The sequence below is a fragment of the Metabacillus sp. RB-C-LZQ-3-1 genome (genome assembly GCF_058315175.1).
Genome location: NZ_JBZFLI010000001.1, coordinates 441,192 through 464,363, shown reverse-complemented (window position 1 = coordinate 464,363; position 23,172 = coordinate 441,192). Strand labels below are relative to the sequence as shown.

General features: G+C 36.1%; 27 protein-coding genes. 6 read left to right on the top strand and 21 right to left on the bottom strand.

Annotated elements, in window-relative coordinates; genetic code table 11:
- Positions 1 to 396: 396 nt before the first annotated feature.
- Positions 397 to 543, top strand: a complete 147-nt coding sequence (locus AC4GZ8_RS02550) for a hypothetical protein (protein WP_491080230.1) — start codon at positions 397 to 399, stop codon at positions 541 to 543.
- A 439-nt stretch (positions 544 to 982) separates the two neighbouring features.
- Here the strand turns inward: AC4GZ8_RS02550 and AC4GZ8_RS02545 are convergent, their stop codons facing one another.
- From AC4GZ8_RS02545 to AC4GZ8_RS02525, 5 genes are all read right to left on the bottom strand, one after another.
- Positions 983 to 1,471, bottom strand: coding sequence for a CBO0543 family protein (locus AC4GZ8_RS02545; RefSeq protein WP_491080229.1), 489 nt, complete (start codon positions 1,469 to 1,471; stop codon positions 983 to 985).
- A 490-nt stretch (positions 1,472 to 1,961) separates the two neighbouring features.
- The gene (sdaAA, locus tag AC4GZ8_RS02540; protein WP_491080228.1) at positions 1,962 to 2,864 is read right to left on the bottom strand and encodes an L-serine ammonia-lyase, iron-sulfur-dependent, subunit alpha; all 903 of its coding nucleotides are present in this window, start codon (positions 2,862 to 2,864) and stop codon (positions 1,962 to 1,964) included.
- A 72-nt stretch (positions 2,865 to 2,936) separates the two neighbouring features.
- Positions 2,937 to 3,596, bottom strand: coding sequence for an L-serine ammonia-lyase, iron-sulfur-dependent subunit beta (gene sdaAB / locus AC4GZ8_RS02535; RefSeq protein WP_491080227.1), 660 nt, complete (start codon positions 3,594 to 3,596; stop codon positions 2,937 to 2,939).
- 46 nt (positions 3,597 to 3,642) lie between these two features.
- On the bottom strand, positions 3,643 to 4,683 hold the full coding sequence (locus AC4GZ8_RS02530) for a PTS sugar transporter subunit IIC (RefSeq protein ID WP_491080226.1): 1,041 nt from the start codon (positions 4,681 to 4,683) through the stop codon (positions 3,643 to 3,645).
- Between the two features lie 49 nt (positions 4,684 to 4,732).
- Positions 4,733 to 5,404, bottom strand: coding sequence for a helix-turn-helix transcriptional regulator (locus tag AC4GZ8_RS02525; protein ID WP_491080225.1), 672 nt, complete (start codon positions 5,402 to 5,404; stop codon positions 4,733 to 4,735).
- 409 nt (positions 5,405 to 5,813) lie between these two features.
- On the opposite strand from AC4GZ8_RS02525, the gene AC4GZ8_RS02520 reads away from it, so the two are divergent.
- Positions 5,814 to 6,257 (top strand): SRPBCC family protein, encoded by a 444-nt coding sequence (locus AC4GZ8_RS02520; protein WP_491080224.1) that lies wholly within the window; start codon positions 5,814 to 5,816, stop codon positions 6,255 to 6,257.
- Positions 6,258 to 6,296: 39 nt separating this feature from the next.
- A complete protein-coding gene (locus AC4GZ8_RS02515) occupies positions 6,297 to 6,698 on the top strand; it encodes a (deoxy)nucleoside triphosphate pyrophosphohydrolase (RefSeq protein ID WP_491080223.1) in 402 nt (133 codons plus the stop codon).
- Positions 6,699 to 6,889: 191 nt separating this feature from the next.
- Here the strand turns inward: AC4GZ8_RS02515 and AC4GZ8_RS02510 are convergent, their stop codons facing one another.
- From AC4GZ8_RS02510 to AC4GZ8_RS02455, 12 genes are all read right to left on the bottom strand, one after another.
- Complete coding sequence (locus AC4GZ8_RS02510) at positions 6,890 to 8,512, bottom strand: glycoside hydrolase family 43 protein (RefSeq protein WP_491080222.1); 1,623 nt, start codon at positions 8,510 to 8,512, stop codon at positions 6,890 to 6,892.
- Between the two features lie 54 nt (positions 8,513 to 8,566).
- Positions 8,567 to 9,406: an aldo/keto reductase gene (locus tag AC4GZ8_RS02505; RefSeq protein ID WP_491080220.1), complete on the bottom strand. Its 840-nt coding sequence runs from the start codon at positions 9,404 to 9,406 to the stop codon at positions 8,567 to 8,569.
- Between the two features lie 406 nt (positions 9,407 to 9,812).
- Positions 9,813 to 10,181, bottom strand: coding sequence for a hypothetical protein (locus tag AC4GZ8_RS02500; protein ID WP_491080219.1), 369 nt, complete (start codon positions 10,179 to 10,181; stop codon positions 9,813 to 9,815).
- 285 nt (positions 10,182 to 10,466) lie between these two features.
- Positions 10,467 to 10,775, bottom strand: a complete 309-nt coding sequence (locus tag AC4GZ8_RS02495; RefSeq protein ID WP_491080218.1) for a hypothetical protein — start codon at positions 10,773 to 10,775, stop codon at positions 10,467 to 10,469.
- A gap of 317 nt (positions 10,776 to 11,092) precedes the next feature.
- On the bottom strand, positions 11,093 to 11,953 hold the full coding sequence (locus AC4GZ8_RS02490; protein WP_491080217.1) for a DUF421 domain-containing protein: 861 nt from the start codon (positions 11,951 to 11,953) through the stop codon (positions 11,093 to 11,095).
- A gap of 22 nt (positions 11,954 to 11,975) precedes the next feature.
- The gene (locus tag AC4GZ8_RS02485) at positions 11,976 to 12,182 is read right to left on the bottom strand and encodes a DUF1657 domain-containing protein (RefSeq protein ID WP_491080216.1); all 207 of its coding nucleotides are present in this window, start codon (positions 12,180 to 12,182) and stop codon (positions 11,976 to 11,978) included.
- A gap of 12 nt (positions 12,183 to 12,194) precedes the next feature.
- Positions 12,195 to 12,545 carry a stage V sporulation protein AE gene (gene spoVAE, locus AC4GZ8_RS02480; RefSeq protein WP_491080215.1) on the bottom strand — a complete coding sequence of 117 codons (351 nt, stop codon included), beginning with the start codon at positions 12,543 to 12,545 and terminating at the stop codon, positions 12,195 to 12,197.
- Positions 12,542 to 13,558: a stage V sporulation protein AD gene (gene spoVAD / locus AC4GZ8_RS02475; protein WP_491080214.1), complete on the bottom strand. Its 1,017-nt coding sequence runs from the start codon at positions 13,556 to 13,558 to the stop codon at positions 12,542 to 12,544. The genes spoVAE and spoVAD overlap by 4 nt, the downstream gene beginning before the upstream one ends.
- Positions 13,558 to 14,037, bottom strand: coding sequence for a stage V sporulation protein AC (spoVAC, locus tag AC4GZ8_RS02470; protein ID WP_491080213.1), 480 nt, complete (start codon positions 14,035 to 14,037; stop codon positions 13,558 to 13,560). The genes spoVAD and spoVAC overlap by 1 nt, the downstream gene beginning before the upstream one ends.
- A gap of 13 nt (positions 14,038 to 14,050) precedes the next feature.
- A complete protein-coding gene (locus AC4GZ8_RS02465) occupies positions 14,051 to 14,509 on the bottom strand; it encodes a YhcN/YlaJ family sporulation lipoprotein (RefSeq protein WP_491080212.1) in 459 nt (152 codons plus the stop codon).
- Positions 14,510 to 14,670: 161 nt separating this feature from the next.
- Positions 14,671 to 14,874, bottom strand: a complete 204-nt coding sequence (locus AC4GZ8_RS02460; RefSeq protein ID WP_491080210.1) for a DUF1657 domain-containing protein — start codon at positions 14,872 to 14,874, stop codon at positions 14,671 to 14,673.
- 319 nt (positions 14,875 to 15,193) lie between these two features.
- Entirely contained in the window at positions 15,194 to 15,361 is a 168-nt protein-coding gene (locus AC4GZ8_RS02455) for a hypothetical protein (protein ID WP_491080209.1), read from the bottom strand.
- Positions 15,362 to 15,935: 574 nt separating this feature from the next.
- Between AC4GZ8_RS02455 and AC4GZ8_RS02450 the strand changes: the two genes are divergently transcribed.
- Together AC4GZ8_RS02450 and AC4GZ8_RS02445 are read left to right on the top strand one after the other, a co-directional pair.
- Positions 15,936 to 16,898, top strand: coding sequence for an alpha/beta hydrolase (locus tag AC4GZ8_RS02450; RefSeq protein ID WP_491080208.1), 963 nt, complete (start codon positions 15,936 to 15,938; stop codon positions 16,896 to 16,898).
- Between the two features lie 351 nt (positions 16,899 to 17,249).
- On the top strand, positions 17,250 to 17,816 hold the full coding sequence (locus AC4GZ8_RS02445) for a cysteine hydrolase family protein (RefSeq protein WP_491080207.1): 567 nt from the start codon (positions 17,250 to 17,252) through the stop codon (positions 17,814 to 17,816).
- Positions 17,817 to 17,886: 70 nt separating this feature from the next.
- Here AC4GZ8_RS02445 and AC4GZ8_RS02440 read toward each other — a convergent pair whose 3' ends face one another.
- From AC4GZ8_RS02440 to AC4GZ8_RS02425, 4 genes are all read right to left on the bottom strand, one after another.
- Positions 17,887 to 19,002, bottom strand: coding sequence for a polysaccharide deacetylase family protein (locus AC4GZ8_RS02440; RefSeq protein ID WP_491080206.1), 1,116 nt, complete (start codon positions 19,000 to 19,002; stop codon positions 17,887 to 17,889).
- Between the two features lie 31 nt (positions 19,003 to 19,033).
- On the bottom strand, positions 19,034 to 20,356 hold the full coding sequence (locus AC4GZ8_RS02435) for a 6-phospho-beta-glucosidase (RefSeq protein WP_491080205.1): 1,323 nt from the start codon (positions 20,354 to 20,356) through the stop codon (positions 19,034 to 19,036).
- 3 nt (positions 20,357 to 20,359) lie between these two features.
- Positions 20,360 to 21,334 (bottom strand): N-acetylglucosamine kinase, encoded by a 975-nt coding sequence (locus AC4GZ8_RS02430; protein ID WP_491080204.1) that lies wholly within the window; start codon positions 21,332 to 21,334, stop codon positions 20,360 to 20,362.
- A 287-nt stretch (positions 21,335 to 21,621) separates the two neighbouring features.
- Positions 21,622 to 22,332, bottom strand: a complete 711-nt coding sequence (locus AC4GZ8_RS02425; protein ID WP_491080203.1) for a class I SAM-dependent methyltransferase — start codon at positions 22,330 to 22,332, stop codon at positions 21,622 to 21,624.
- 203 nt (positions 22,333 to 22,535) lie between these two features.
- Between AC4GZ8_RS02425 and AC4GZ8_RS02420 the strand changes: the two genes are divergently transcribed.
- Positions 22,536 to 23,120 carry a nitroreductase family protein gene (locus AC4GZ8_RS02420; RefSeq protein ID WP_491080202.1) on the top strand — a complete coding sequence of 195 codons (585 nt, stop codon included), beginning with the start codon at positions 22,536 to 22,538 and terminating at the stop codon, positions 23,118 to 23,120.
- Positions 23,121 to 23,172 lie beyond the last annotated feature (52 nt).

Below are 23,172 nucleotides of genomic sequence, written 5' to 3'. Positions count from 1 at the left end.
AATAATTGGATTTAAGTAATATCAAGTTGGAATGGTAAAACATATATGTAATCAATTGCATTTAAATAACAAGGTGTTATTAGAAATCGTTACACTTTTATATGTTCTGTTTGTAGGTTATCTTGATGAATTGTGTTAAAAAAACTGTTGAAGGTTGTTAAAAAAATGTTTCCTGAGGTGAGATTTTAAATCGCTTACAAATCTATTCAGCAATATTAAGTTTATTCTTGGAAACCGTTACCCTAAATTTACCGTAATTTCATTTTCCTGTCAACATCACTTTTTGAATTTTTCAAAAATACCGGATGATATTTCTGTTTTCCTCCCCTATTAATTCGCTTCTTACTGAATAATTTATTCTTTAAATCAAAGGATACTAAAACGGAGGTGAATCACATGTCTAGAAAAGATAATCATTCACAAAATAGTATAAAGTTTAGCATATGGGATACAAAGACAGACAAAAAAAATACTGCTTATATTGAAAATTCTCCTGAAATAATTAACAAGCATAATTCCGAACGAAACAGAAGTGACAGTTAACTTACTTGCAAACAAAAAAGCAACTCTAATGAGATTGCTTTTTTATGTTTTTGATCAAGGTATGATTGAATCGTAACCTTAGTTAACACCGGGTCTGAGTCTATTACATTCCAAATGGCACAAATGAATTCCTCCACAATGTAGCCTTATTTAAACAGACGCGTTCATGAATAAACTCGCCTCTAATCATTATAAGGTCGGCTTTTTATTCTAAGAAGATGTCCTACTTTGGAGATCGAAGTAAAGTTTTATTAAAATATAACGTATAATAAAGCCAATGGCTAAACCAGGAATCATAGACAATGGTTTAAAAAACTATATACATTAATCATGAATTCCAAAATAATAAACAAATCCCCTTTAATAAGTTAACCAAAGCCTGGAAAGCCACACTCCAGAGAATAGCTTCTACCTTTTGCGTTTTTTTATAAAATCACCCTTAATATTCGGTTATATTTTGAATACCTTTTGACTTATCAAATACTTTTAATAAACCAACGAAGCCTCTAATCATAAATAAGGTAAAATTCACACTGGCAAAAGTATGGAAAGGAGACCATTTTTTCCACTTGAATAATTTAGTGTTTTTTTCCATAATCCATTGACCGATACTCATTGGAACACTAAAAATCAAACTTTTTAATAAAATTTTACCTAAATTATCATTGTACGAGATTTTCACCCAGATAACACTTAGAAGCGGAAAAAATAACATGTCATAAATAATATTTGTTTTAAAAGTTTTAGGAAAAGGCCGGACCGGATACTCCAATTTATTAGCTCCAACAACATAAGTATCAATTAGAGTAGAAAGTATACCTTTTGAGAAAAAAATTACAAGATTTTCTCTCATTTTTGATCCCTTAAATAAAAAGGGAAAAGCTGAAATACATATTGCTAGCAATAAGTTTAACAATTTTTTCTCCACGATTAACATCCTCTCAAATCTGTATTAGTTATCATTAAATTACCCAAAACTTATGACTCCTACCTATAGTTTTTAAGAATATTTTTTAATTTAAAATAACTAAACTCTCCTCTGGATTCATGCTTTTTATTAGGAATAGTCTGTAGTGGATTATGTTATAAATGAAGGTTTACATGCGGATATGAAAAGACTTAAATTAAAAATTCTTACAATTTTCATTTTAAGTTTCTTAAAATAAACACTATTTCCATATAGAAAAAAAGAACTGATTTAACAGTTCCTTTAATATATTTCTTATTCTATACACCTAAAGCCATACTACATTTCATCAGCTAATTTTTGGTATTATACATACAAACTACCTAATAACCATCACAAGAATTTGTAATAAAACTGGCAAGAATAATTCCCCATTTACTTGAGTATATTTACCGCTGTAGCAAAACAGCACACCAACTCGTTAAATAATAGTGTGCTGTTTCATTCTGAATTATTGTATTAGATAGTCCTTTAATCTTGGCTTTGGCTGACCAAATATTTCAGCTTCTAATCTTCTGCCAGTTGGTGTTGCTGCTAATCCGCCTTCAGCCGTTTCTCTTAAAGCAGAAGGCATGGATTGACCAATTGCATACATTGCACTGATGACCTCGTCGCATGGAATTCTGCTTTTAATTCCTGCAAGGGCCATATCAGCGGCTGTTAAGGCATTTGATGCACCCATGGCATTTCGTTTTACACAAGGTACTTCAACTAGACCAGCTACTGGATCGCAAACAAGCCCTAACATATTTTTCAACGTTATCGCCATTGCCTCTGCTGCCTGCTGAGGAGAACCGCCAGCCATTTCAACAATCGATGCCGCTGCCATGCCTGCTGCTGAGCCAACTTCTGCCTGACAACCGCCGGCAGCACCGGAAACTGTGGCATTATTAGCTACAACAAAACCAAAGGCAGCCGCCGTAAATAAATACTCAATCATTTCAAGACGGGTTGGATTTAGTTGTTCTTTTACAGCAAATAAAGTACCAGGAACAACCCCTGCAGATCCAGCCGTTGGCGTGGCACAAATAACCCCCATTGCTGCATTCACTTCATTCGTTGCCATTGCCTTGCTAACCGCATCCAATAATAACGAACCTGATAATCCTTTGCCGCTTTTTAGATAATTTTGTAACAATACAGCGTCCCCGCCAGTGAGCCCTGTCTGTGACTTTACTCCATTAAGCCCGCGCTCCACAGCTTTTTCCATGATTGTTAAATTGTGATCCATTTTCTTAATAATTTCTTCACGCGTTAATCCTGTTATTTCTATTTCTTGCCGTATCATAATCTCGGCAATTTTCACACGATGTTGTTCTGCCAACGAAACAAGTTCCGCTACATTTCGAAACATTGCAAGTCCTCCTATTGACTCAATTCTACTATTCATATAAACGTTTAATCCACTTGCCTAACGTTTCTATTTTTACTCAACCATCCTGATCACTCTATTTACGTTAGAAAGATTTCTTAGTTCATCTATCACGGAATCCTCAATTTTTTGATCGACCTCAATGACCATAATCGCGTTATCGCCTTTTTCTTTACGAGCAACTTCCATATGACCGATATTAATTTCATATTTTGATAGAATAGAAGTTACCATTGAGATGATTCCAAATCGGTCGCGGTGCATAACGAGAATGGCCGGATCTCCAGATAATTTTAATTTAAATGAGTTAATCTCAGTAATTTCGATTGTGCCGCCACCTACAGAGATCCCGATAATCTCCATTTCATTTTTATCATCAAACAGATTTAATTTCACAGTATTTGGATGTTCTGTTACTGCCTCTTCTTCCTGAAAAATAACTTCCATCCCTAGCTCTTCTGCTATAGTCAATGAATTTGGGATACGTTCGTCAAATGTATCGAAATCTAATAGTCCAGCTACCAGAGCTAAATCTGTTCCATGGCCTTTATAGGTTTTAGCAAAGGAACCATAAAGGGACACAATGACTTTTTTCGGCTGCCTTTCAAATAATGTACGTGCTACCCGTCCAATCCGTGCCGCTCCAGCTGTATGAGAGCTGGAAGGTCCAATCATTACTGGACCAATTATGTCAAAAGCCGAACGATATTTCATAGAAACTCTCCTTTTCTTATATATAGTTAATTCATTATTAACTATTTTATGCTACTGCTTCTTCTTTTGCTGAAGCTTCTTCAAGTTTATCAACGGTTTTTATTTTATAGTTTTTAAAGACAATCGATCCTAAATACCCGCATAACAGACCTACGGCTGCACAGGATAATGCAACAAGAGTTACTTTCATCGGATCATTGAATCCGTACATAACGGCTAACCCAGCAATAGGTGTCGCTGTTCCTGTTGCATTATTGATCAATCCAGATAAAGCAATAATGACACCAGCAGATGCTCCGCCTACAAAGTTTGTTACATACACTGGAATAGGATTAGCTGAGATGATATGGGCTTGAGTTAATGGTTCAATTGCAACAGAAATAGTTGTTTTACGGTCGCCAAATTTCATGCGATCAAAAAGTACATAGTTCATGAAAGATGATCCAAATACTGCTAGTGCCCCAATCGCCATAGGACCTCCAGTAAGTCCAAGCATCGCAGTTAAAGCCATTGAGCTAAGCGGTGCTGTTGCAACGACTGTAATGACGCCGCCTAAAATAATCCCCATCATAATAGGATTACTATTAGCTGTCTCGGTAATAATTCCACCGATATTTAGGAGTGTTGCATTTACGACTGGATTCATGAATTCACCTATTAAGCGAACAAAAGGTGCACATACTAAAATAATGACGATCAGATCTAAACCACCTGGAACTTTCTTCTCAATCAGTTTTACTAGGAATGCAACTAAATATCCAGCTATAAATCCTGGAAGTAATCCAAGACCAGCACAACTAACTCCAAGTAATAAAGCATACACAGGTGAGACACCAACTGCAAGTGCTACAAGGGCTGCCGCAGCAACTCCTCCCATACTTCCCGCAGCTGAACCGACTTCACCAAGAAATTTAATCCCTAACAAATCACCGCCAACATATAACTGAAATGCCTCAACAAGAAACGCTGCACAGGCTGCACCTGCCAGAGCGGTCATCGCTTTCATACCTTTCGGGGCTTTATAACTAAATAAACTAAACAGAGCTAAAACTAACAATAATAATCCAGTACCTTTAATAATTTCCATTCATACCTTCCCCTTATGTTTAAATAATTTGTGTTTAGAATTATTTCTATTACTTACTAGACTCCTCTAGAAGATACTCATTTTGTGTCCTGATTTTTTGAAGGTAATTATAAATCGTAAACTTTGAAACTCCTAGAACTCTTGCCAGATATTCAGTTGAGCCCTTGATTAAGAAAGTTCCCTTTTCCTCCAACAACCGCACACACTCTATCTTTTCTTCAAGGGTTAATTGTGTATACGCTTTCTTAAAACCCGATAATACTTGCTCTACCATATCGTGAATCACATCTTGAACAGTAGAATGAAAGTTTTCTGACTTTGTTTGCTTGTCATCAAAAGCAAGAAATTGTTCGATATCTGCTGCACTAATCATCACCTGTGAAATATCATAGTTAATGCAAAGTGCTCCAATTACATTATCCTTTGAATCACGCAAAAATATAGTTGAGGATTTCATAACAGTACCATTTCGTGATTGAGTTTTATAATTTGCAATATCCTCCACTTCTGATGGCTGTTTCCTAAGCTCTGTTAACACTAGATCTGTAATAGGTGAGCCGATTTTTCGATTCGTTACGCTTCCTGCAATGTAAATGAGAGATTTTTTTAAATCTTTGAAGTCATGAACAGCGACCTCACAACGGCTGCCAAACATTTTCACTAGCATATCTGCTGTACGTTTAGCTAAATTAAATACTTGGGTATTGTTATCAACTTCCATAGATGGATCCACTCCCTTGTAAGCGTTTGCTCATCTAGCAAAAAAATAAGCCCTGTCATAAACTATACCAAAATATTATTAATGAATAATATTCCACCATAGAAATCATAACATGTTTATAAAACTTTTCAACTAAAATTTTAATAGTTACAAAAAAATTTTAACAATCCTATATTGGGAGAGTGCGAAAACGGCTATTCTGCTGTATTTTAGATCGTCGAAAACCTTTTAAACATGTTTTATTTTTCTTTTTGAATCACAAATAAGAAAAGGCATATGGATTAGACTAACCTAGTTAAATGAGACTATAAATCATCTTGAAATGGTATACTTATTAATATCAAAGAAAAAGCACCATAGGATCTAATAGGAGAAATAGTAAATAATCCGAAAGTGAGTTGATTTCGATATGAATACACAAATAATCACAAAAATGAACATACATAAGCCGGTGAATGAAGTGTTTGATGCTCTAGTAGACCCAATAAAGATCGGGAATTATTGGTTCTCATCGAGTTCCGAAAGATGGGAGCAAGGTAAGTCCATTATATTGAGATATGATGAATATGGAGCGGAAGGCATGATGAATGTGTTAGAAGTCGAGGAGAATCATAAAATCGTGTTTTCATGGGGTGGAGAATCTGATGAAGAAACGGTTGTAACCATTACACTGAATGAGTTGGATCAGTCGAGCACACATATTGAAGTGAAAGAAACAGGTTTTAAAGAAGATGACCCTGAAATTGTAAACAAAATGCTGGGACAAAAGGAAGGCTGGGTCTATATGTTAACTTGTTTAAAGGGTTATTTAGAAAATGGCGCAAGTAATTTGAGAGCATCACTAATTCATTGATAAAATAACCATATTAATCAGAGATTAGCTGGGGGTATCATGAAAAAAACGTTAAAAGTAGTAGCCGCCATTATCGAAAATGATCATAACGAAATACTCTGTGCCTTAAGGTCTCCTCAAATGTCTATGCCAAATATGTGGGAGTTTCCAGGAGGAAAAGTCGAGAAAGATGAAGATATCTATTCTGCTTTAGCTAGGGAAATGAAAGAAGAACTAAACTGTACTATTGAAACCGTTGATCTATTCCATGATCATACTCATGAATACGATCGCTTTATCATTAACCTGATTTCGATTAAATGTAAAATTGTTAGCGGTCAACCTAGTGCAAGTGAGCATTCAGCTTTCATATGGTTAAAAAGGGAAAATCTCGAGTCATTAAAATGGGCACCTGCTGATATCCCTGTGGTTGAACAGCTTATTCGTGAAATAATAGTCTAAAAACCATTGTTGTTGATAAAAAGGAGAAAAGGCATAAAGGAAAAAGACTGTTCGGTGTTAAAACAGTCTTTTTCCATTTAAGGGATTCCTTATCGGGATTACAAACCTCACCCAATTGCTCTTTCAAAGCTCAAAGGCAGGTTATTTCTGCATAGATAAACCCAACTTCAGATTTTCACTATTTTCATCACTTATTCGTTTTCATCTTTGTGATCATGTTCACGGTATGAAAAATAATCAAAATCGGCGTGTTTTCTTTGGCCGCTTAAATCCTGGACACAGATACCAATAAAAGCACCTGTGAATCCTTGGTCTAGCAAAACACCTTCCTTCTTTAATTCAACATGATCATCTGATATTTTGCTAGCATCTAAAACCGGACCAATAGTATTCCAGTTTTGACCGTCAATTGAGTAATAGAATTGCAAAGCTTCATACTTAATCGCAGCTTTTACATAGACTTGATTCCATCCTTCTATAGAAACTGGTGCTTCTAGTGGTTCATCATATTGTCCCTGATCACTGGACATAATGCCAATGCATTTACCTAGGTCCTCGTCCTTGCTAACCCAAAGATAATAATAGTTTTTTTGATTATAGTAATAGACTAGTCCCGCCATCTGCTGGTGTGTGTCAGGTTCAAATTCAATCATGGTTTCCGCTGTTACTGAAAATGCTTGCTGTCTGCGGGCAATCAGGCTTTGTCTATGGGCAGAACTAAATGACTCTCTGCCTCTAACTCTTAGAAAACCAGGTCTTTCTGTTAGAGTTGCCCACTCTTCAGTTACTGGCTCACGAAGAGAATTGAAATGAATGCTTAGTTCATTTTTATCAAAATCGTCTTTTTCCGGTTCAGCTTCAAATGGAAACTCCGGTAGATCTGGGGCTTTTACTTTTACAAGAGGACTATTTCCGCCATCTTCAAGCCTAAGCCAGCCATCCTCCGTCCATTTTACTCTTTGAATAGCCGTTTCTCTTCCAAGAGTACATTTCATTGAAGGCTTTAAAGGACGTCCGGTTAAATGGACCATATATAGTTCTTTCGCTTGTGTTTCAACAATACTGGCATGACCTGCTTTTTGCAGATCAAGCTCTGGTTTTCCAGCTGATGTAAGAACCGGACCTAATGGATCTACCTCATAAGGTCCGAAAATGGATGTAGAACGTGCCACAGTTACGGCATGATCATACCTTGTTCCTCCTTCAGCAGTGACCAAATAATAATAGCCATTATGCTTATAAAGATGAGGCCCTTCTGTAAGTCCAAGTTCAGTCCCTTTAAAAATATTGTAAATCGGTCCTACAAGCTTTTCCTCATCAGTGGAATATTCCTGTAGTAAAATTCCGCCAAAAGAATTTTTCCTTTTACGGTGATCCCACACTAAATTGACCAGCCATTTTTTCCCGTCGTCATCATGAAATAATGAAGGATCAAACCCGCTGCTGTTTAGATATATAGGCTCCGACCAAGGCCCCATAATATCCGTAGCTGTAACAAGATAATTATGCGTATCCTTAAACGGTCCAATATGGCTTTTTACATCCGTAAAGATTAAATAAAAAATTCCGTCATGATAACTCAAGCATGGCGCCCAAACTCCGCCTGAATCAGGATTACCGAGCATATCAAGCTGACTTTTCCGAGTTAACGGATGTCCTATTAATTTCCAATTCTTTAAATCTCTTGAATGATGAATCTGTACTCCGGGAAACCATTCAAATGTGGATGTCGCTATATAATACTCATCATCAACTCTTATTATAGAAGGATCGGGGTTAAACCCCTTTAATATCGGATTCTCTATCAAGGTCATGAGAGAACACCCTCCAATTCAACTAATAATCTATAAATGATAGCGCTTTAAATTTTATACTCGATTAAACTCATCAGGATCGGCGAACATACGTTTATCTTGGTTTAACCCATTGATTTTATCCATATCCTCTTGCGAAAGTTCAAAGTCAAATATATTTGCATTTTCAGCAATACGATGAGGCTTTGTCGACTTTGGAATCGTGACAACTTCTGTTTGCAAATCCCAACGGAGAATGATTTGAGCCGTCGATTTATTATATTTCTCGGCGATTTCCACTAAGACGGGATCATCTAGAAGACCGCCCTGCATTAACGGAGACCACGCTTCAAGCTGAATTCCATTCTCTTTACAAAACGCGTGAAGTTCTCTTTGATTAAATCTTGGATGGTATTCAACCTGATTGACCATTGGTTTAATTTCACAGTGTGCAATGATCTCTTCAAGGTGATGAATTTTAAAGTTACTTACGCCAATTGCGCGAATACGTCCATCCTTATACAGCTTTTCAAGCGCCTTCCAGGTCTCTACATACTTCCCTTGAGATGGTAGCGGCCAATGAATTAAATACAGGTCTAAATAATCTAAACCTAATTTCTCCATACTTTCATCAAATGCTTTTAATGTTGATTCATACCCATGATTTGCGTTCCAAACTTTTGTCGTAATAAACAATTCTTCTCGAGGAACATTTGATTCAGCGATTGCTCTTCCTACGCCCTCTTCATTTTTATAAATGGCTGCTGTGTCAATGCTTCGATACCCGACTTCAAGGGCAGCTTTTATGGAATTTACTACTTCTTCACCATCTTGTACCTTGAACACTCCTAAACCAATCCATGGCATTTTCACACCATTATGTAATGTTGTTGTACTATTTAAAGAATCTACCATGTGCCAAACTCCTTTCATCTACATGAGATAGTTTATAGCCTAAACTAAGTATATATAGAATATTTTTATTTTTCAATTTATTTGTTTGCATTCATATTAAAAAGTGATAAAAAATCTATTTATTGTTGTGGTACTGAAAAAGCATTTGTCTAAAAATGTTTGATGATTGGATTTTGTCTCGATAAAACAATCCTAGCTAGACTTAGAAGAAAATACCGGTTTATAGACCTAAAAAATGTAATATTTACAAAAACACTCTGTTTTTAAAAGAGTGTTTTTGTGAATATTACGATCTCATGTAAATTTAATCATAGTTTTTGATTTAACGATATTACTTTGTACTTTTATATTTTATTTATTGGTTTACATGGTTATTAAACGTTCAACAAATTCTTTTAATTTTATGTTAATTCCCTCTTCGTTCTTCAGACGGTTCTTCATCTAAATCTGGTTCTTCTTCATCCATATTTAATGGCGTATCAGGTTCACCTTGTCTACGTACATCTCTAGGATCAGTATCTAAATCTGGACCCCTGCCTCTGTTATTAAAGTCAAGATCATTATCAAACCTTACATCAGTTGGATCAAGGTCTCTATTGTCTCTTCGATCAATATCCCTGTTATTATCATTTATATTATTGTCACGGTCATATCGAACTGGACTATAATTAACTTCATCTGGCTCATTCATCTCGTTATTACCTAAATTACATGCAGTTAAAACACTGACTGAAAGCACAGCAGACACAACAGAGAGCTGCCACTTGTATTTCATTGTATAACCCCCTTTTTTAAAAGTAGTAAATGACAACTATAATATGTACATAATGAAATTTTTTAGTCTTTATTACCACATACAATTTTTTGTAAATTAAAAAATATGAGTCAATGCCGTTTAACAGTTTATTGATAATATAACACGTAAGCTGGGTTACTTTTTTCCACTTAAACAAAGAAAAAACTCCCTGAATAATCAAGGAGATTTCTGAAATTGGGACTCTTTTATTTAGATAGTCATAACAAATACTTAATAAAAACGTATAAATACTTAAATCATGTTTTAAAATGCTTCATTTATTTCCCAGGATTCAACTGTTAAATATGCTGTTTGCGGATCCATACCTTTCCCAAGTAAATAAGACATCGCAGCAACTTCTTGTAATGCATGCACATATGAAGTTGCTTTCGCCTCTTTTAATCCGTATTTAACAAAAGGATCAATTGATGTTAATGTTTGTGGCTTTAAATGAGGATATAATGGTTTTTTTATAAACTGTTCTGCCCAAAGCTCTGACTGAGGATATTGCGGAAACTGACTATAATGGTATGGTTGAAAATATGAGTTGTGATAAGGATAGAAATGACTCATTTTTAACATTCCCCTTTCTTATTGACCATTCAGATATATCTTATGTTCAACGAATGTCCTAAGGGAATACTTATTGAACAAGGAGCAAGCTTGAATGGCGAAGACAGGGGTGTAGTTGCACTGATTTACGATACCTGACACTTAAAAAATTCCCACTGCATTGAATATGCTACTTTGCTTGTAATTTTGCCTTATAGAATATGACTATCTCTGGTATGAATAGTCATATTCTGAAAGATCATTTTTGGTTATTTTGGAACACTAATTGGAAACAACCATTTTTATATAAAAATAAGGGTTTAGAAACAAATCCCCAGCTAATTTCTAAGATATGGTGTCAATTTGTTTATTACTTTTTCAACTTTTAAGGCATTTTTTTGGTACATTTCCTTTGCCTTTTCAGATTCAGTTGCTAAGGCAAACAGTTCTAAATCTGCTTGACACTTTTTGATCATTGCTAATAATAATGGTTTTTCTTGCGGAGCAGGCACTTTGATTTTGTCATCAAATAGGTCAACTGTTAACTCTCCATATGTATCCACTTGGGCTAAAAATACATTCTCAATACTTACATTTAATTTGTCTAACTCCGTTTCAAGCCACCGTCTGTTTCTCCCGGCAGTTGCTAGTGGTTCATCTAATACTTCACCATCCATGATGACCGTTTGTGGTTCTTTTTCAGCAGGAGTAGATAAACCAAGATCTTTCGGTGTTATAGGTTGATTTTCTTTTTTTAACAGTACACTTAAATCACCCGTTGGTTCTAAAACAGCAAATTCAACGTCTGCAACTTTGTATACATCCTTTTTACGAAGAAGCTCAAGTAATTCATCTGCTGTATATCTCTCTTTTTTTAAATTATCTTCCATGACTTTCCCGTCTTTTATAAAAACCGTACCCTTCCCTTCGACAAAATCCCGAAACTTTTTATTCTTTAATGCAATTATATCTACTAAAAAGGGGATAACGCCAAAAATACCGATGGCTAACACCCCATGCCAAATGTTACGTTCAAGTCCCATAATGACTTCCCCGGCAATACTACCAATTGTAATTCCTACTACATATTCAAAAAACGATAACTCTGATAACTGCTTCTTCCCTAGAATTTTCGTAATGAGAAACAATACGGCTACAAAGAGAAATGCTCTTAACATTATGTCAACCCAGTTAAGCATGTCTTTCACCTCTTACATCTTTTTAAAATCCTTTGTATTGAAATTCTTCACTTTCCAATTCACCAACACGAAGTTTTAAATCTGACTTTACTTCATTCATTACCATCATCATTTCATGAAAAAGCCGTTTTGTTTCTTCATCTTGAGAGGTAATGGCAAGACCTGATAAACTTGCCTCAATGCTTTTTACATTTGATAAACACTGTTTAACTTGTGAGCCAACCGTCATCTTATCACCTCTTTATCCTTTAGGTTTAAATAGAAAAGCACCTATCAGTCCAAAAATTATGGCTGCTGAAATCCCTGAACTTGTCACTTCAAACATGCCAGTAATAACACCAACTAAACCATGTTGTTCTGCTTCTTGCATTGCCCCATGCACAAGGGAATTTCCAAAACTCGTAATAGGAATCGTTGCACCTGCTCCAGCAAATGCAATCAATGGTTCGTATAGATTAAAGCCATCTAAAAGCGCACCAATGACAACTAATGTACTCAAAGTGTGTGCAGGAGTTAATTTAAAAACATCAAACATGATTTGTCCGATCACACAAATCAACCCGCCAATGACAAATGCCCAGAAAAAGATCATGTTTTTTGACCTCCTATTTCAATTGAAACTGCATGTGCAATGCAAGGAATTGTTTCCTTTTGTTGAAATGTAAGAGGAGAAAGCAATGCACCAGTAGCAACGACCAGCATCCTCTTGAATTCGCCGTTTTTCATGCGGTTTAGCAAATGACCATAGACTACACTGGCCGAACATCCGGCACCACTTGCACCAGCAAGGACTGGTTGTCCTTCTCGATAAATCATTAGACCGCAGTCCTGAAATTGTTCTTCAGTAATCTTAATCCCATGCTTTTTTAAGAGGTCTAATGAAACTTCACGACCAATATGACCAAGATCACCCGTAACAATTAAATCATAATAGGAAGGATCAATTCCTCGTTCCTTAAGATGTACTTCAATGGTATCAACTGCTGCAGGTGCCATAGCCCCTCCCATATTAAATGGATCTGTTAAACCCATATCAATGACTCGGCCAATTGTAGCGGATGTAACCTTAGGACCGTCGCCTTTATCCTTTAACAATGCGACTCCTGCACCAGTCACTGTCCATTGTGATGTTGGAGGTTTTTGTCCTCCATATTCTGTTGGGTACCGAAATTGTTTTTCTGTCGCAGCATTATGGCTGGAGGCACCTGTCATCAAACATGTTGAGCCCCCGTAATTTAAAATGAAAGCACTTAATGCTAAGCCTTCCATCGATGTTGAACATGCACCAAATAAACCTAAATAAGGGACTTCAAATGTTTTTGCTGCAAAACTTGTTGGAGTAATTTGATTAATCAAATCTCCCCCAAGAAAAAATTGAACCTGTTCTTTTTGAACTCCGCCTTTTTCCATTGCTTTTTGGCAGGCCTCTTCTATTAATACTTTTTGCGCCTTTTCAAATGAGTCCTGTCTTAACCAAATATCTTCGTGCAATAGATCAAAATCTTCTGGTATTTTTCCTCTTGCTTCAAATGGTCCGCCTACTGTACCTGTTGAAACAATAACTGGTTCGTTCTTAAATAGCCACGTACGATGTCCTGATAACATCATAGACCACCCCATTGAACTAGAATGGTTTTGACGATAGCAATAACAAATGCTGAAAACACACCAAACATAATGACAGAACCTGCGAGCTTAAACATATTTCCTCCAACACCAAGGACAAACCCTTCTGTTCTATGTTCAATAGCTGCTGAAATAACTGCATTTCCGAATCCAGTAACCGGAACTGCTGAACCTGCCCCGCCAAATTGAGCAAGACGATCATATACACCAAAGCCAGTCAACAGCATCGAAATAAAAATCATGACTGCAACTGTTGGGTTCCCAGCAGTTTGTTCCGTAAAATCAAAATTGTAAATAAAAAATGTTTGAATCGCCTGACCAATAATACAAATAACCCCGCCTACAAAAAAAGCCTTTATACAGTTTTTTATGACTGGACGCTTTACTTCACGTTCATCTTGAAATTTTTGGTATTCCTGTTGAACAGGTGTTAAGTTTTTCTTTTTATTATTAGACATAGGTTCACCCTCTTTATGTGAGTTCCTCTGAAAGGCTTTTAATTCTTTTCAGTTCTTCTTTTATTTTCTTTTTACTCAAGTTATTTTCATTCATTTTCGTTTTTAATTTTTCAAGCTCCAGAAAGATTTTTTTATCGCTAGATAAATCTACGTCATGTTTTGGATATTGATCCTCTATCCTTTTTTTTAAACGTTTTTCAATATCCTCTAAACGAAAACGTTCCATTTGATTGATTTCTACAGCAATCAGAATTTTCTTATCAGTACTAACTGCTATAGCTTTATGAACTTCTTTTTCTTCCATCAGCAGGTTTTCAACATCAGCACTTGTATTGACATCTTTTTTCTGTTCATATGAAATATTTGTTATATTCGTTTTATTATGTTCACTGGTGTTATTTGTATTGTTACATCCTGAAACAACCATCATGATGATCATGATACAGGAAAATATTATGATTCTTTGTTTCATTTGAAACACCTCATTCTTTTGTTGAAGGCTATGTTTTCAAATAGTGTTGATAAGTCATCAGCTTTATAGGAAGAAGAGTATTTGTTATAAGTCTTTACTATGAAAGTATTGAAGAACCAAGTTGAAAAAAGGTTGGTTCTAAAAACCAACCCCGCATGTGTTTACTGCTTATATTGTGGTTCTTCCGCTTCAATCTCCTGAAGACGTGGTTCGATACTATCAATTACCGATTGTGTTTGTTTAGCTGCATTTTCATAAAGAGACTTAGCTTGTTGATTTTCAGTACCTAATGCAAATGTTTCAAAACTAGCTTGTGCACTTTTTAATCCAGCTAATGTTGTTTTTACTTGTTTTACAACTGTCATTATTTTCCCTCCTAATATTTGGGTTCTAACATGTATAGATTGCTTAATACACGCAGATTTATTCGATCTTTTTAAGATTTTTCTATATAAAAGGACAGGAGCGAATGTTTCCTATTTTCACTTATGTTTTGAAAACAAAGTTAAATCGACATATAAAATTTTTAAGGATGGAATTATTTTTAAAGTATGTCATTTTGTTTTAGTGAGGAAGTGACTGTAGAAATAATAAAAAATAAATTAAACACTCAAAACATTGATATATCAACATTTGTGAGTGTTTTATTATTCAAACAGTATTTGATTTCTTTAACATACTTTCTTAAGTAGTAATCTCGTTATGGCTAAAGTTTTCAATGGATGTACTTTTTTCGTAAAACTGAACAGAATATTTTAATAAGCCTTCTCTTGTATAAAACGGACTGTCTTCTTTTAAAGGAAGTTTTACTGTTTTTCCAAAGCTTGCCGATTCGTAAATCGCTGTGATCAATTCAAGTGTTTTTCTTCCTAACTTTATATAGGCTGAATAACCTCTATCCGCTCTCCAATATGCTTGGAGTAAGACAGCAAATCTTCTATTAGATTATTAATAAAGAAAATTGATTTTTTATCACTTTATCAAAATAATATTCATCTTTCATTTAAATTGAAAGCGAACGAAAAAAGCATCGTTTACTAATATACCTGAATTCCTAATTTCATCATACTGAGTTGATCCATTTACGTCCCCCTACATATCCCTAATATTCTAAATTTTCAATTGACTAAAACCCTCCTTTTTGGTAAATTTTTATAATGAAAGCGTTGTCAAGCCTACAGGGAGGGATGCCTTTAAATACATAGTATTTCTTTTATTTTATGAATTAATATGACTTCTAGTGGTATGTAAAGCAAAATTAAATAAGTAAATGTCTCATTTAAACAACCTGGGGAAATAAAAAACTTCAATCACAGAGCAGCATCATGTAAAAAATGATTAAATGTACTTGCTGATTATTTTTGTTTAAAGCTATTTAATTTGAGTATGCTTTTCCAAATGATAAAAATGTAAAGGGGATTGAAGGATGAATACGCGAATAGATCCGGAATTGAGAGAAAGTTTAGCATTATTCCCGCAATTTCACTTGGATAATATTGCTGAGACAAGGAAACTTTTGGCCGAAGTAAATGGTTCGGTAAGTATTCCTATCGATGAATCGGTTTCGGTTTATGATCAAATCGTTCCTGGTCCAGATGATAACCCAGCTTTACGTGTTCGAATTTATGAGCCTAAAGAAAAGTCGGAAACTTTACCTGGTTTCTTATGGATTCATGGTGGCGGCTATGTTTTGGGAAATCCAGAGGGTGATGACTTATTATGTCAGCGCTATGTCCTTGAGGCTAATTGTGTCGTTGTATCTGTGGACTATCGTCTTGCTCCTGAGCATCCATATCCAGCACCGTTAGAGGATTGTTATGCAGCTCTGCAATGGTTTGCGAAACATGCTGACGAGCTCGGTGTCGATCGAACACGAATCGGAATTGGAGGAGCAAGTGCAGGCGGCGGATTAACGGCAGGGCTTTCCCTTTTAGCAAGAGATCGTAAAGGACCAGAGATATGCTTTCAAATGCCGTTATATCCAATGATTGATGATCGCAATAATTCACCGTCAAGCCTTGAAATTACAGGTCATATGGTCTGGAATCATGACTTAAACGAAAAAGGCTGGAGCATGTATCTAAATGGTGAAAACGGAACGGACAATGTACCACCGTACGCAGCAGCTGCACGGGAAACCGATTTTTCTGGCCTGCCATTCACATACACATGTGTTGGTCAACTTGATCCATTCCGGGACGAGACACTCGACTATGTCACTCGTCTATGCAGAGCAGGCGTCGATGTTGAGTTTCATCTCTATCCTGGCTGTTATCATGGTTTCGAAAACTTTACTCCAAATGCTGCTGTAAGCCAAAGAGCGACTAATGAATATGTAGGAGCAGTAAAGTATGCTTTACATCGTATTTCCCTAGTTGAAAATAAATAGTTTTCTTAAGCAATGAGGAAGGATGCCTTTCGCATTGCTTTTTTCATTAAAAAATCTACATACTCTACCCCATTTAAATCATCATTTATTTCTTAATCAAAGACTGTTCGGTGCTAACACATCAAACAGTTAAAAAATAACTTGGTTCCAATTCAAGGTAATCAGCTATGTCTATCCGGGCTGTTATGCTCAAAAGGTAAGTTATATTTTTTTCTCTAAAAGATAAGATCACAGCAAATACTGTTTTAAATAAGTGAAACCTTTCACTTTTTAACAGCGTATAAAAAGGTAGGTTCCGTAAAACAGATCATGAAAACAAAAAATGTTGGTAAATATGAAAGGAGCTCGATCATGAATAAAGCATTACTTATCCTTGATATTCAAAATGATTTTATAAGTGATGAAGCCCGAATGCCAGTAGCAAAGCATCAGATCAAGCCAATGCTATCATCTATTAACTCGATCATTATAGAAGCTGATCATTTGAATATCCCTGTTATCTATATAGGAAATGAATTTGAAACCAAGCAAGTTATTTCAAATTGGTTAAGAAAAAATTCAGCCATTAAAGGAAGCGAAGGTGCTAAGCTGGATGAACGTTTAACAATCATAAATGATCTTTACTTTCCTAAAAATGCTGCGAATGCGTTAACGAATTCAGAGCTTGTCTCTTATTTACGAGAGAAAAATATGAAACATTTGATCATTGTAGGAGTATTTACTGAAGGCTGTGTAACTGCAACAGCAAACGGTGCTATTCGTGAAAATTTTTCTGTAACAGTTGTAGAAGATGCCGTAGGAAGCGCGAGTGATAAAAAGAGGGTTCAGTCTCTTCAGAAATTGGAGGGTAATGGCATTACGGTTATGAACTCTTCGGAATTATTTCGGAAGTTATTAAACTATGAAAAGGTAAAATAAAAAGGATTTCTTATCGGAAACCCTTTTCCATCTTTTATCAATTTCTTGTCAGTTAGCTTTTTTACAGCGTTCATGTGACAGGTGACATTACGATTTCATCCATTTCAATCACTGAGTTCCATCCCATTTGCTGACACATTTTATGAATTCTTCGCATGTCTTGCCTTGCCACTATACTAGAACACTCGGCTTCATTTGCTATTTTTGCTGCCCAACGCAGTAAATCTACCAATGTGTCAGCTTGTGCTTCCCTAAATCCAAAATCTAATACGACCAATTCCTCTTTGTTTATTCCGAAACGGACATACCCCCAAAATTCGTCTGCTTTCATAAGTCCTGCAAACAATTCCCTATCTTCAACGATTTTATTCGCTTTGATAGGTTCTGATAGGTGGTTTATCCATTTTCTTTCAGTTCCATTATCTGAAGGCATTTTGTCCAGCCCCCATTCTATTGTCTCGGCTGCCAGCTTTTGTATATCTTCAGCACTTTGTATTTTTGTCCATTCAACTGGTGAAAAAGGGTCAGATACAGGGACTTCAATTGAAATTTTCCACGATCTATATTCTGGTAATATGTCCGTTCCTTTTAATAAATCTGAAATTTTCACTGGTTTTAAGTCCCAATTCCTTGCATTGCGAAAAAGCTTTTTTACCGCTTGTGGAGTTGATTTTGTAATGTCGTTGCTATGTAGAACGAGGATCGAACCGTTATACAGAAACATTCGGCTATTATTTATGATTTTTTGTGCAGGAAGACCTGCCCAATCACCAGTATCATTCCCCGTAATACTGTGATATCCCCATTCTGAAAGCCAATGGAGATTTTCCTCATTAAAATTTAGATATGGAAATCGAAAAAAATTCGGGCACGGCTTACCTGTTGCTTCTTGGTAGGCCAATTCCGTTTCCTTCAATTCCTTCAAAAAAACGTCTTTTGATAGTTCAGACATTCGCCTGTGGTGATAGGAATGTGATGCAAGTTCATGACCGCGTGAGATCAACATTCTTGCTTTATCTGGGTGTTTGTCGATCCATTCACCAGTGAAAAAAAATGTACCTGGTGCGGAAAACTGTTCAAGTGCATCCAGCCATGCTTCCAATGGTTGTTTGCTTGGGCCATCATCAAATGTAAAAGCGCAATAACCCTTCGTCGGATTCCCTTTTGATATCGATTGATATGCCATTGCCATTCCTCCATCCTACTATTATTTATAACTACTGCTGTTCAACATTAAAATTAGGAAGAAATTCCTTATTTTCTTTTAAAATATCCATAAAAATCTTTTTAGCTGGTTCTGCAGAACCTACAAGCGGATGGATTGTTAATGCTTGCAACCCTGAGTTAAAGTCACCATGAACGGCTGCTTCTATCGTAAGTTCTTCATATGCTTTTACCACCTGTAATAAACCGCGAATATGGGGGGGTAATGCTGTTTTAAGCTGTAATGGAATTGCACCTTCAGAATCAATGACACAATTCACTTCTACTGAAGCATCATCCGGAAGACATGGTATAATTCCATTGTTTTTTACATTGACAATTTGAATGTCTTTTTTATTGTTATAAATTGATGTCATAAGTTGAACAGCTGCTTCCGAATAATAGGCCCCCCCGCGTTTTTCAAGCTGTACTGGCTTATGATTTAAATGAGGATCTTTATAAAGTTCAAAGAGCTCCTCTTCCACTCGCTTCACCTCATCTGCCCTTGTACCTTTTGTCTCAACATCATCTAATTGGTTTTGCAGCATCTGATCTTTCATATAGTAATATCTAAGGTAACCGCATGGTATCATCCCAACTGATTGAATGAACTCAGGATCCCATTCGATTTCTGGTATATTCTTTACAGAAACACCTTTTGCACCAGAAAAAACGCCCAAGATTTCGTTGGTCAAATCCTTTCCTTCAACCCTTATTTTTGTCGTCCAATTCAAATGGTTGATTCCGACCATTTCAATATCAACTTTTGAAACATCCACATCCATCATTTTTGCGATCGACATTTTGGTACCGATTGGTAGATTGCATAATCCAATGGTTTTAACTTTTGTATACTTATTTACCGCTTCTGTCACGATCCCCGCAGGATTTGTAAAATTTAATAAAAACGCATCAGGAGAAAGCTCCTCAATATCTTTACAAATATCCAAAATAACCGGGATTGTTCTTAACGCCTTAGCAAAACCGCCAGCCCCTGTTGTTTCCTGTCCTAAAAACCCATATCTTAACGGGATTTTTTCATCACGGGATCTGGCATCAAGCATTCCTACCCGAATTTGTGTTGAGACAAATGACGCATCCTTAATAGCTTTCCTCCGATCAAATGTCATGTGGAGATCTATTGGCAAATTGGCTTTTTCAATCATCCGCTTAGCGAGTGAACCAACCGTTTCCAGCTTTTCTCGTCCTGCCTCAATATCTACTAAATACAACTCATTTATAGGAAATTCATTATATCGTTTAATAAAACCTTCAATCAGCTCAGGGGTATATGAGGAGCCTCCGCCTATTACGGCTACTTTCAATTTCTTTCTCATTTCTTACTTCCTCCTGTATGCTCTAAATTTTTGATAGACATCTTCACGTGCTTCAATTCCTAAATGATCCATCGCAAGAAGAATTGAACCATATACAGGCTCGATGTCCGGTATGATCAATGATATATTTGGATTTTCACTTACAATTGTTGATTTCAATGATTGAAGTAAATGTTGATTTCTAGCCTTTTGTAAAACAGATCCTACTAATACGACCGGTATGATATCGCTTTCAAATTTACCCAACCTCTTAATGACAGAGTTGGCAGCAATCCCTAACTCTTTTCCTGTATTCCTTAATATTTGAATCGCAAGGAGGTCACCTTCATCAGCAGCTTCATGTAACACAATGGTTAGTTCTCCTGGCACATCATAGATATCCTGGTCTAAAAAATCATCAACATGCTGTTCCATCGTTTGAAACCCAAAAAACTTTGGAACTTTCTCTGTTAATACAGACGGAATTTCCCGAAGTTCCCAAGATCTCACGGCTGAACGAAATGTCTCTTTTGCCATATGTGTGCCACCAGCAGCATCACCGTAAAAATATCCAAAACCTCCTGTTTGTATAACCTTGCCCTCCTTATTTCTTCCTGCTGCATTTGTACCGCTGCCACATACAAGGACAACCCCAATGTTATTCTCGCTGCCAATTCTTAAACCTTCAAATGTATCACACACCAAATCCCACGTTTCAAATGGTAATGTACTCAGAGCAGGCCGCAGTATAGAAAAATCTTTTTCACGATCAGCTCCTGCAAGGCCAAATTGTGTGAATGAAATATCTTTATATGTAAGTCTTGCACAAGCCAAAGCTTTATCAATGGATTCTTTTATATTCATCAATGCAGTTTCAATACCTACAACTTGATGATTTCCTCTCCCAGATAGGCCATCCCCTACTTTATTTCCGTATTCATCCGTAATAACTGTGTATGTTTTGCTTCCCCCTCCATCAACCCCCATTAGGTATCGCATCTACTATTCCTCCTATCAACAATGGTTCTTCAAGCTTAAGCTGGTAATCTCTCCAATCGATCTTATCGATTGGAGAGATTAACATACCAGAAAATAAAACTCCTTATCTTCTATCGATATTCTTCTATTCACCCGTGCATGACTAAAAGCAAGTTCACCTTTATTGATTTTTTCAACCATTGATACTCCATTAAAAACGGCACCAGCTGTTATCCATTTCAACAAAGAAATCATTAGTATATAAGCAAAAACTAAAAAAGACTGTTCGGTGATTGAACACTAAACAGTTACACTTTCCTTAAGGCCTTTATGATTAAAAAATGTGGATTTTTCATTAATCTCTCATATTTCTCTGGATCTAGTGACTTAAATTCTAGTATGGGCTGGGGCTCAATTATGCTTTCAATTGAAAAATACTTAAAAGTTTTGTTCAAGATTTCATTCATGGGCCGACGGTAAAATGGGACATCTATTAATCTTCCTTGTCTTTCCCATTGGTCAATAATCAGCTCAGTCGAAAAGTATTCTTTATTTTTGGAGAGTTCAATATCCATAAATGGATGATGGATTGAAAATTGAAAGATGCCTCCAGGTTTCAACATCCTTTGAAACTCACGAAAGGTTTGGTCCCAATTGTGAATATAATGAAGGACAAGTGAACTAATAATGACATCAAAAGATTCATTTTGAAAAGGAAGCTCTTTTTCAAGATCTAGGTTCAAAACTTTTGCTTTGTTTCCAACACGTCTTTGAGTGGCAGCCACCATTTCTTTACTTATATCAGTTGCAACCACTTCCGCACCTAGCTTGATTAACTGCTCTGTATACCAGCCGGCAGCACAGCCAGCATCAAGAACTTTCTTGTTTTTTATACTTGCCGGAAGGAGTTTAACCATTGCTGGTCTTTCATAATAAATATTATATGGATTTTTCGTATCAACATGATGTTCATAATCACTTGCAAGCTGGTCATAAGCTTTTTCTACGCCTTTTTCCATTTCATCCCTCCTCAAAATGTATATAACTCATTTCCACTATAATCATTTTCAACAAATAATTGATTAATCCTTCGAAACTATTTAATATAGCACAGCAAAATCTTTCATAAAGCCAAACATCCTGTTCGTAACATAACCATAAAAGTTTTCTTTTAAGGTAAAAAATGGTAGGCTAATAGTGAATTTAGTAAGGAGGATCAAAAATGATAAATGACTCAAAAAACCGCAAACCCAATTTTGACATATCTCCTCAATTTCTAAATCGCTGGTCTCCAAGATCATTTTTAGAAAAGGAAATTCCTGATGAGGACCTATTCAGTGTTTTTGAAGCAGCACGCTGGGCTCCATCTGCTTCAAATCTTCAACCTTGGAAATTTATTATCGCCCGGAAGAAAGAAGACCGGGAAAAATTCCATTCTTTTATTATGCCAGGCAACCTGGTATGGTGTAAAAAAGCTCCTGTTTTAGCTGTCATCGTGTCAAAAACCACATCTGAACGAGGAATCAACGCGTGGCATGCTTTTGATGCGGGTACAGCATGGGGATTTCTTGCTTTAGAAGCAAATCGCAAAGGTTTGATCACCCATGCTATGGGAGGATTTGAAAAAGAAAAAGCTCGCGAAGTCTTAAATGTACCTGTGGATTATGAACTTCAAGCTGTCATTGCCATTGGGTATCAAGGTGAAAAAGAAGCTCTGCCAGAAAATCTTCAGGAGCGTGAACACCCAAGTGATCGCAGACCGCTGAAAGAATCTCTTTTTGAGGGGACATTTAGGAAAGAGTTATAAGATGTGTCATTTAAAAATTAATATTAATCATTTGAAAAACGTCTTACAATAA